This window comes from Longimicrobium sp. (genome assembly GCF_036280135.1).
Classification (GTDB): Bacteria; Gemmatimonadota; Gemmatimonadetes; order Longimicrobiales; family Longimicrobiaceae; genus Longimicrobium.
The window spans coordinates 1-9,979 of record NZ_DASURI010000938.1 but is presented as its reverse complement, the minus strand read 5'-3'; the positions used below and the strand labels follow the sequence as shown (position 1 = coordinate 9,979).

At 66.8% G+C, this 9,979-nt stretch carries 4 protein-coding genes; 1 reads left to right on the top strand and 3 read right to left on the bottom strand.

Going from position 1 to position 9,979, the window contains the following annotated elements:
- From VFZ20_RS30215 to VFZ20_RS30205, 3 genes are all read right to left on the bottom strand, one after another.
- On the bottom strand, positions 1-836 hold an 836-nt coding region (locus VFZ20_RS30215; protein WP_329687691.1), incomplete at its 3' end, for an RHS repeat-associated core domain-containing protein.
- 1,049 nt (positions 837-1,885) lie between these two features.
- On the bottom strand, positions 1,886-2,860 hold the full coding sequence (locus VFZ20_RS30210; RefSeq protein WP_329687690.1) for an RHS repeat-associated core domain-containing protein: 975 nt from the start codon (positions 2,858-2,860) through the stop codon (positions 1,886-1,888).
- A gap of 712 nt (positions 2,861-3,572) precedes the next feature.
- Positions 3,573-8,837 carry an RHS repeat-associated core domain-containing protein gene (locus VFZ20_RS30205; RefSeq protein ID WP_329687689.1) on the bottom strand — a complete coding sequence of 1,755 codons (5,265 nt, stop codon included), beginning with the start codon at positions 8,835-8,837 and terminating at the stop codon, positions 3,573-3,575.
- Between the two features lie 401 nt (positions 8,838-9,238).
- On the opposite strand from VFZ20_RS30205, the gene VFZ20_RS30200 reads away from it, so the two are divergent.
- Positions 9,239-9,979 (top strand): GspE/PulE family protein (locus tag VFZ20_RS30200; RefSeq protein ID WP_329687688.1); only part of this gene is annotated, 741 nt, incomplete at its 3' end.

The following is a 9,979-nucleotide window of genomic DNA, read 5'->3' as shown; positions in this document are numbered from 1 at the left end:
AACATCATACCGTAGCGGCGGCGATCAGGATTGAACAAATCCCAGGACCAAGACTCCTGATGCTGGTAGCGGGCGATAACGATCTCGCAGTGTCCGCTCGACCGTCGAATGATCTGTGACCCACGACGCCCAAAGCGTACGGAACGCACGTCAAATCGGATTGAAGACGTAACGGTAGCGTCGAACTCTGACTGAAGTTGAGCGTATTGACCCGACCCACTCAGTGCGTTCGTATTGCTGGGATTTCGCACGCAGCCATCAGCGTCCCAATTAATCTGCATGTGGTAGGCGCGCTCGATTTCAAGCCGCATAGCTCGCGTTTGCGCACATACATAGAGTCCATAGGGATCAGCATAGCTCACCGGATCTCCCGCCGCGAAGCCGTACGCGTTCATTCCGCCGGCGAGGCCGATGGGGTGCGTCTGGGTGAACTGGCCCGTCGCCGGGTCGTAGTAGCGGTTGCGCATGTACATCTGCCCGCTCGCGTCCCGCATCCCGTCCACCAGGCCGCCGTACCAGCCGACGATGTCCGGTCCGCCCTCGCCCCAGGCGTGCGACGCCGAAGTATTCCACCCCGGCCACGCGATCAGGAGGCAGCCGGTCTGTCCGCCCTGCTGGCAGTCGCGCACGAGCCCCGTCGTGGCCGACGTGCCGGCGTGGAACTGACCCCGCCACGTATCGCGCGGCACCACGCTCTCCGCGCCCTCCTTGGTGATGAGCAGCGGCTTGTCGCTCCCGCCCGCGTGGAAGTAGCTCACGCGGCCGCAGAAGTCGCCACCCGCGCTCGTCGACTCCAGGTCCGAGGCGCCGCTCGTCATGTTGTTGCCGCCCGGCACGCGCAACTCCCAGTGCGGCTGGTCGGCCCAGACGAAGCGTCAGTATAGGAGCAACAGAAAGCGCGGTGAGACCTGTCTCTCCGCGCCTTGTTCCAGGTATGTACCTCACGCGCAACCTGGGTAGCTTTGGTCTCACCAGACGCTCCACCTATACTTCTCGCAAGTGTGCATGCCCAGTTCCTCTACCACGTCTCGGCGCACTCCCCGCGTGGAAGCACGATTAGTGGGGCTGCTCGGGCTCCGCACGGTCAATGAATCCCATTCATTCCAACGTGCGATCCATTCCGGATGACGGGAAGCCGCTCCACGGAGAAGACCTCCGGCGCGTCGTCGGCCGTTTTGATCGGCAGTTTTCTTCCCATGTCTAAGTGCAGTTGTCCAAACCGGAGGCCGGACGCATACCGATCGAGCACTGAGCGCGTAAAGGCGCTGTTCATCCCGGCAGGTCCTCTGTTCTTCGCGCATGCTGCGGCCACAGTGCAGAAAGTAGAGTCTGCCTCGTACCTCCCCAACTCGTAATCACGGGAAGGCTGTCGTTGCGCGCTACCATGTCGTCGGCTGTGCACAACTGGTGATCCGGTCCTGGCGCACGAAGTTCATAGCCTTCATCTGAAGTGCGGGTATACCTAATAGAGCTTCCCCAACCATCGATATTGATCTTAATCCCAGGAGCATCGTTGGAGCTGAACTCCTCGATAGTGTCTGGGAGTCGCCCATTCTGCGAGCGGAAACGGCGTAATTCATATCGAAGGGCGTACATGTGGTTGTACGTACGCATGGTGGGATCACGTTCGATCATCCGTTCAGTGTCAATAATCCCGCCCGCCGACGCAACAGGTACGCCGCCGAGCATGGAATCTGCCGTGGCCCCGTAGACCTCACCGGGTCGGCGACCGCATTGCACAAATCCTGAATCCACTCGCTGTTGCTGAGAACAAGCGAATAGGCTAGACAAAAACAGTGTAAAGAAGCCATAGCCTGAGCGATACATAAGCACCTGCCTCCCAGGGTTAGTGTTCACAGTAGCTCGTTATGGTTCGGTCAACCACTCAAAACGCATAAGCCTCAGCGTCGGCCTCCATAGACTCTCGAAGCACATCATAATATCCGCCCTCAAGGGCCCGCCGAACTTCGCGGAAGGTTCGCTGTCCCTTATGCCGTACTTCATGCGCTGCGGTAAGCGCAACGTGAACTTCGGGCTGCCGAAGAATGGTGCCTTCTGCAAATACGATGGGAGGACTCGCTCCAAAAGGAACGTATGCCCAGTCGCCAGTTGAAGCGGAAACCTGAACTCGGACGAGCCCTGCATTTAGATCGCGAAGAAAAGCTGTGCGTGTGCCTTCCGCGAAACGGGTCCTTGCGATGCAGGTAAGACGTTCACGCTCCTCCAGAGTGAGTGCACGAGTACTATCCTGAGGCGGATCGTGGTCAGCACACAACCCATACGGATCCGAGTAGCTCACCGGGTCCCCCGCCGCGAACCCGTAGGCGTTCAGCCCTCCCGCGAGGCCGATGGGGTCGGTCTGGGTGAACTGGCCCGTGGCGGGGTCGTAGTAGCGGTTGCGCATGTACATCTGCCCGCTCGCATCGCGCATCCCGTCCACCAGGCCGCCGTACCACACATCGATGTCCGGCGCCTCTTCGCCTCCCCATGCGTGCGACGCCGTCGTCTTCCAGCCGGGCCAGGCGATCAGCAGGCAGCCGGTGTGCACTCCCACCGGGCAGTTGCGCGATGCACCCGTCCTCGGCGACGTGCCGGCGTGGAACTGGCCACGCCACGTGTCGCGCGGGACGACGCTCTCCACGCCCTCCCTGGTGATGAGCAGGGGCTTGTCAATGCCGCCCGCGTGAAAGTAGCTCACCCGGCCGTACATGTCACCGCTGGCGTTCGTCGCGTCCAGCCCCGAGCTCCCCGCCACCACGTTGTTCCCGCCCGGCACCCGCAGCTCCCACAGCAGCTGGTCGCCCGCCCACACGAAGCGCGTAAGCGTGCTCTCGCAGCCCGTGCCCGTGTTGAAGCACACGCTATCACGACGCGTGCACTCCATACTCCCCCCCTCTAAGTTGTGCGTGAGTGCGAGAGTCGATTCCGGCCTACAGATCCACACTGGACGCGCAGCCAGTAATCAATACCAGATCAGCGATTGTGTTGGAGGGTAACAGCCTAAGGTTCTCTGCGGTCCAAGTTGCACGATGGTCGTGATCTCCTGGAAGGTGGGTGAGTCGAAAGCTCAAGCCGCAGTGCTCTGGAATCCTTGCGTATAGCAACCCATCGCCTTCGATTGCGGTTACCTGTTCACTCTTAAGGAGTTGTGGCAACGTTACGCCTACTCCCAAGGAATCCGTAGTTCTGAATTTCCTTCCGGTGATCTCAATCCGCCAAATGCGGTTATTGTCCGTAAGCACGCGGACAGGTTCTGTATGCACCTCCACCAGTAGTAGGTGTTGCTGCGTTGCTTCAGCATCAGCCTCAAAGGTATCCGCGAGAACTTTACAGTTCTCTCGAACTACTTCGACCGAACCCCCGATCTGCAGGACTCCTATTCCTGTACTGGTAAGGTGCGTCGAATCCGATACACCGCAGCCCAGTTGTTCAATGCGATCTTCGGCGGACGTGGACGCCTCACGTTCATCACTCGACGGTTCCTCGCGCCCACTCGCACTACACGCGCTTATAAGAAAGGTTAAGACAGCGCACCTGCACCAATGACTCTTCATCGTTTAGCGCTTTCGTGTCTAGGGGATTGGATAGGCGCCACCAGATGTACGCACTGGCTCGCCACGGCGGTCGCGCCCAGGTCCGAAAACATGCGCCGGCTGGAGGGGAACATACCGTGTGCTTTCTTCGCGGGGCTGTTCGAACAGATCTGGTCCATCCCCAAGATCGACGTGTGAGTGCTCGGGAAGCTTGGCCCCAGGCCCGTGGTAGAGTAGACGGACACCGGCTTCCTGCCTCACGCTGCTAGTATAAAGAGCCCGCACTGTTTCCTTTTTTGTACCATCCTTGAAGATCAAGTCTGCAGCTTGCCCTCGTGTGTGGAAACTACTGCGTGCTCCCCCTGCCTGCGCGTTCCGAGCTGCATCACGATCGCCGCTGTAGACCATAACCGTGCGATTCTGTTCCGCCGCGAAATCGTCAAGGAATCGGCGTAGTTTTGGACTACTGACTGTTACACCGGCCGCGTATTCGGCGCGGCATGGTATCCCGTCTTTCTCGATAGGGCAGAGGCCATACGGATCCGAGTAGCTCACCGGGTCGCCCGCGGCAAACCCGTACGCGTTCAGGCCACCCGCGAGACCGATGGGGTCCGTCTGGGTGAACTGGCCCGTCGCGGGGTCGTAGTAGCGGTTGCGCATGTACATCTGGCCGCTCGCGTCACGCATCCCGTCCACCAGGCCGCCGTACCACACGTCGATATCCGGTGCCTCTTCGCCTCCCCACGCGTGCGTCGCCGTCGTACGCCACCCCGGCCACGCGATCAGCAGGCAGCCGGTCTGGCCACCCTGCTGGCAATCGCGCACGAGGCCCGTCGTCGGTGACGTGCCCGCGTGGAACTGGCCACGCCACGTGTCGCGCGGGACCACGCTCTCCGCGCCCTCCTTGGTGATCAGCAGCGGCTTGTCGATCCCGCCCGCGTGAAAGTAGCTCACGCGGCCGTACATGGCGCCGCTGGCGCTCGTGGCGTCCAGCCCCGAGGGCCCCACCTGCACGTCGTTGCCGCCCGGCACCCGCAGCTCCCACAGCAGCTGGTCGCCGGCCCAGACGAAGCGCGTGAGCGTGCTCTCGCACCCGTAGCTCGACGTGGAGCACACCGTGTCGCGCCGCGTGCGCTCCATGATGCGCCGCCCCAGCGGGTCGTACCGGTACTCCGCGTACGAGCCGTTGTACGTGTACGGGTACGTCTGATCGTGCACCTGCACCACGCGTACCGTGTTGTCCGCGCCGTAGAAGTTGCGCGTGATCGTCTGGTGCGCGATGCCGATGCCGTTGGGCGTGATGTTGCCCCCCATGCCGCCGCCGCTTCCCACGTTGCCGTACTGGTGCTGGATGCCCCAGGTCACGTTGCCGGCGTTGTCGTAGTAGCGCAGCGTGCTGTCGGGCCGGAAGCTGGCGCTGGGCGGGTTGGTGGGCGCTACCTTGCTGATGTTGCCGATGCGCCCCCGGCCCGGCTGGTACGCGTTGCTGTAGACGATGGGATCGTAGGCGCCGTCCACCCAGCGGCTGCTCTGCGCCTGGTTGCCCATGGCGTCCACCACGAAGGTTTCCGTGACCCCCGCGAAATTGGTCACGTTGCCCCAGTCAGTGCCCAGCAGGTTGCCCAGCCCGGAGTACCAGTTGCGGAAGTGCGTGGCCTGGCTTCCCGCCTTGCCGTTGATGTACGTCACCTTGCCGCGCGCGTCGTACGCGAACGTGTCCGCGGACAGCACGGCGTACGAGGCGGCGGTGGAAAGGCTGTCCAGGCGCGCGAACCGCCGGCCGTCCGCGTCGTACGTCGTCCGCTCGGCGCCGCCGCCGGGGTAGCCCAGGCGCACGGGCCGGCCCAGCAGGTCGTACGCGAAGCTGTAGGCGTGGCCTTGGCGGCTGCGGGCGTAGACCATGGCGCCCGTCGTGGCGTCATAGGCAAAGCTGTCCGCCTGCGCCGTGCCCGTCAGGTTCGTGGGGTGCTGCAGGGCACGCAGCCGGCCCACGGCGTCGTAGCGGTACTCCAGCCCGAACGCGTGCGTGGCGTAGTCCATCCCGGCGTACGCGCGCATGTAGGTGCTGTCCGTGCGCAGCGCGCCGCCGGGGTAGTACGAGCGGACCACCTTTGCGTCCAGGTTCTCGGCGTAAACCTGGTTGCCCAGCCCGTCGTAGCGGTAGTAGTAGTTCTCGGCCGGCGCCGCGAAGCCGCCCCCCGTGCCGGTGGAGTAGTAGGGAAAGCGGGGGCAGCTGGACCACAGCGGCGGGCACCCGGCGGCGTCCGTGGCCGCGGGCACCCCGCGGCGCACCAGCCGGCCCAGCACGTCGTACTCCATGCTGATGGTGTGTCCGCGCGGCGTGGTGGTCGAGGTGACGTTCCCCGCCGGGTCGTACACGAAGCTCTCCGCGCCCACGCCGCTCTTCTTGCGCGTGAGCATGCGCCCGGCGCGGTCGTACGTCATGGAGTCGCGCAGCACGCCCGCCGTTGCCACGTCCGGGGTGGACCAGCGGTTCACGATCCGCGCGCGCCCCATGGCGTCGAACTGCGTCTCTACCCGCAGCGTCTCCGTGGGCGAGGTGCGCGCCGGCACCCGACCGTCCGCGCTGGCCGGCAGCGCCACCGGCCGGCCCACTGCCTCCGTCCACGCCACCCGGCCCATCAGGTCGTAGCCCGTGCGCGCGCGGGTGCCGTTGCCCTGCAGCTCCAGCTCCGTGTCGGCGCTGTCGGCCCGCACGGGGGTGATGACCAGCGTGTCGCGGCCGTATTGGTCGCGGTAGTGGTGCGTCAGGAAGCCCAGCGGCGTGCGGGTAAAGCGCAGGTTGCTGGAGGCGTCGTAGCCCAGCGAGTCGGCCCCGCCCCCGCCCGCCGCGCCCGTCACGGGGTGCGGGTAGCGCACGCGGGCCAGCAGCCCGCGGTCCACCCCCGTCGTGTGGTAGTCGTAGTACACGCGGCGGGTGGAGCTTCCCTGCTGCTGCCACAGCAGGTTGCCCGTCTGCGGGTCGTACGCCATGGACGTCTGCCCCACGCCGGGCGCCGTGACGGTGGCCGGCGAGTCCCACAGGTTGTCGTAGGTGTACCGCGTCGTGAGGTTCTGCCCGTCGCCCAGCGGGTTTACCACCGTGGTGCTGTCCACCCGCCCGCGGAAGTCGTACCCGGCCGTGGACTTGACCACCAGGCTGTCGCCCCGCGCGTTGGGCCCGCGCACCTCCGTCACGAGCGAGGGATACGTCGCGTTCCCCCGTACGAGCACCGTCTCGCCGCCCAAGGCGTCGCGGATGCGCCGCGGCGCGCCCCGGCTCGTCACCCAGATCCGCGTCTCGTCCGCCACGTCCGCGCGCGGCCCGTTGATCAGCGTGTACCCCTCCGACACCAGGACCGACGAGAGCGTCGTGCTCCCGGGGTTCACCCCCCGGCCCTCGGCGGCCGTGAACAGGGTGGTGATGGACTGCGTGCCGTTCAGCGCCAGGGCCACGCCGTTCATCCTGCCCGCCGCGTCGTAGCCGAACGTGACCGCGGTGGTGTCGCGCGACGTGCGCGAAGTGATGCGGTTGGGGTTGTTGGGGTCCCCGTAGCCAAACTGCGTCTTGAGCCCGTCGGGGTCCGTGATGGCGGTGACGCGCCCGCCGCTGTTCGTGAGCGTGATTCCCGGCTGCGGCACGCCGTTGATCTGCAGCTGTACGCCGGTGAGGTATCCGCCCGTGTACGAGAAGCTGAAGCCCCGCGCGACGCCGTCCCGGCGCGGCACGCTCACGTACAGCAGCCGCGTGCTGCTGCCGTCGTAGCTGAAGTGCGTGGTGTCGTTCAGCCGGCTCACCGTCCGGACGTGACGGCCCTCTCCGTCGTAGTGGATCTCGCCGCCGCCCTGCAGCTTGCGCTTGTACTGCGCGCCCGTGGGCAGCCACTCCAGGATGAGCGTGTCGGGCCGGCCGCCGGGGTTCTGCGCGACCCACATGTACCCCGAGACCACCTCTTCGAGCACGCGCGTGCTGCCGTCGCCCGTGCGCAGCATGCTGCGGTTGTTGCCGTTGGGGCACCCCACGCAGGAGAGCTGCTCCAGCCCCGCCAGCCACCATCCTGCCCCAAAGGCGCTGCCGATGCGGTTCACCAGCGCGATCTCGCCCTGCACCTGCGTGGAGTGCTGCACCCCGCCGCCGTAGACGGCCGTCACCTGCAGGGTGTAGCCCTTGAGCCACCACCCGTCGCTGCGCCCGTCCCACTGCACGCCGATGCGCCGCGTCATCCCCGGCCACCAGTCGCTCCCCGTGAACGTGCGCGTGTAGACCACCCCGCTGGCCGTCGTTACCGTCGCCACCACCTGCTGGGGAGGCGATACGCCCTCCGGCAGCGTCACGTCGGCGTACACCGTGGGGTACGGCTGCGCGTGCTGGCTGTTGTACAGCAGCACGGGCGCGCGTCCCCTGCCCAGCGTGGCCATCCCCGGGACGCCGTGCGCCAGCCGCAGGTCGCCGCACTCGTACGCCGCCCCCGCCCCGGCCGACACCGTCACGCACTCGTCGCGCGAGATGGTGCCGGTGGAGTTCAGGTCCACGAGCGCCACGGTCATGGTGCTGGGAACGCCGCCCCAGTTGCGTACGTCCAGCTCCACCCATCCCATGTCGGCCACCGACGGCACGGTTGCGTGCCGGGCCCGCAGCTCCACGGAGACGCTGCTGCCCGCCGCGTTGTACCCGTGCCCCACCGTCACCGTGGTGCTCGCGCCCGGGTTGAGCGTCACGCTGGGAGACGAGAGGGTGCACGACGACACCGCCGCGCCCGAGTACACCTCCCGGCAGACGGCCTGCAGCGTGAACGTGGCGCTCGCCGGGCCCGTGTTCTGGATGGTGAACGTCTGCGACGCCGGGTTGCCGCGCGCCACGTACGACACGCCGCCGTCCGGGCTTACCGACACCCCCGGGACGCCGTACGCGTACGTCGTCTCCACCGTCCGGCACAGGGGACCCAGGTCGCACATCTGCACGCGCAGGGTGTTGGTCCCCGGCTTGAGCTGGATGGTGCCACGCGCGGTCGCCTTGGGCGTGCTCGATCCCGGCGTGGGCGTGTACTGGAACGCGGAGGTGACGACTGTGTCGTTCAGCGTCACCCGCAGCGAGTCGGGCCGGAGCGAGTAGCCGTCCCCCATGGAGATCAGCACCGGGATGGACGGCTGCGAGTACGTGCCGCTCGCCGGCGACACGCTCACGTTGGGCGGAAACTCGTCGCCCGTTCCCCCGCACGGGTCCTCCGTGCACGACGGCTGTGCCGCCGCCGTCCCCGCCGACAGGACCAGCGCCAGCAGCAGGCCGGCCGCGTGCAGCAGCATCCTCGCCGCACCGGAGTGCCGAAACGAAGAAGCCGTGTAACGCAGAGTGTTGCAAAGGGTGCGGCAGAGACGACGCGACATGGGGAACCGGGTGGGTCGAAGGGGCCGGCGGGAGGTGAAGACGGGTGTCGATCCGCGGGAGCTCGGACAGCTACAACGCGCCGGCGCGGTGCATCCTGACGGCGGGGGCCGCGTGGATCGAATCCGTTCGTAATGTCAGGATAAGGAAGCAGGGTCCGCCCGCTCAACCCCGCGCGTGAAAGCGGCCCTGGCGCTCGGACAGGGTGCGCGGCGAGCCCGGCGCGCGCGGTGTGCACCGATCCGGCGTCGGTTGAACGACTTGCCGGATCGGGTTAGATTGCGGGCCGACTTCCGTCCGCACCCCCGCCGAAGTTCCCGGGATGTCCTCCACCGAAGTGCCGCTCGCCGAAGGCCTCACGCGCGAGTTCCTGCTGCACCACCGCCTGTGCCCCAGCGAGCTGGGCCCGGACGGCACGCTGCGCGTGGCCGCCGCCGAGGGCGCGCTGCTGGACGCGGTGGACGAGCTGGCGTTCGCCTACGGCCGGCCCGTGGAGGTGCTGCCCGCGCCCGCCGCCGAGGTGGAGCGGATGATCGAGCGGCTCAGCACCCGCGCGGAGCGGCTCATCGAGCTGGCGCAGGTGCACGGCGACGACGACCTGGCCACGGACGTGCGCGACCTGGCCAACCAGCCGCCCGTCATCCGCTACGTGAACCTGCTGGTGCGCGACGCCTACGACGCGGGGGCCAGCGACATCCACCTGGAGGCGGACCGCAGCGGGCTTTCCGCCCGGTTCCGCATGGACGGCGTGCTGGCCCCCGCGCCCGAGGCGCCGGCGGAGCTGCACCAGGCCATCGTCAGCCGCATCAAGCTGCTGGCGGAGCTGGACATCAGCGAGCGGCGCCGGCCCCAGGACGGCCGCATCCGCGTGCGCCTGGAGTCGCGCGAGCTGGACCTGCGCGTGAGCACGGTGCCCACCATGTTCGGCGAGAGCGTCGTCCTCCGTCTCCTCGATCGCGGCGGCCGCCCCGTGCAGCTGCGCGAGCTGGGGATGCCGCGCGACGTGCTGGCCGGCGTGGAGGCCCTGGCGAAGAAGCCGTACGGGATGATCCTCGTCACGGGG

Coding starts and splice junctions, on each gene's coding strand:
- VFZ20_RS30205 (WP_329687689.1), bottom strand. CDS start 8,837: ATGCTGCTGCACGCGGCCGGCCTGCTGCTGGCGCTGGTCCTGTCGGCG.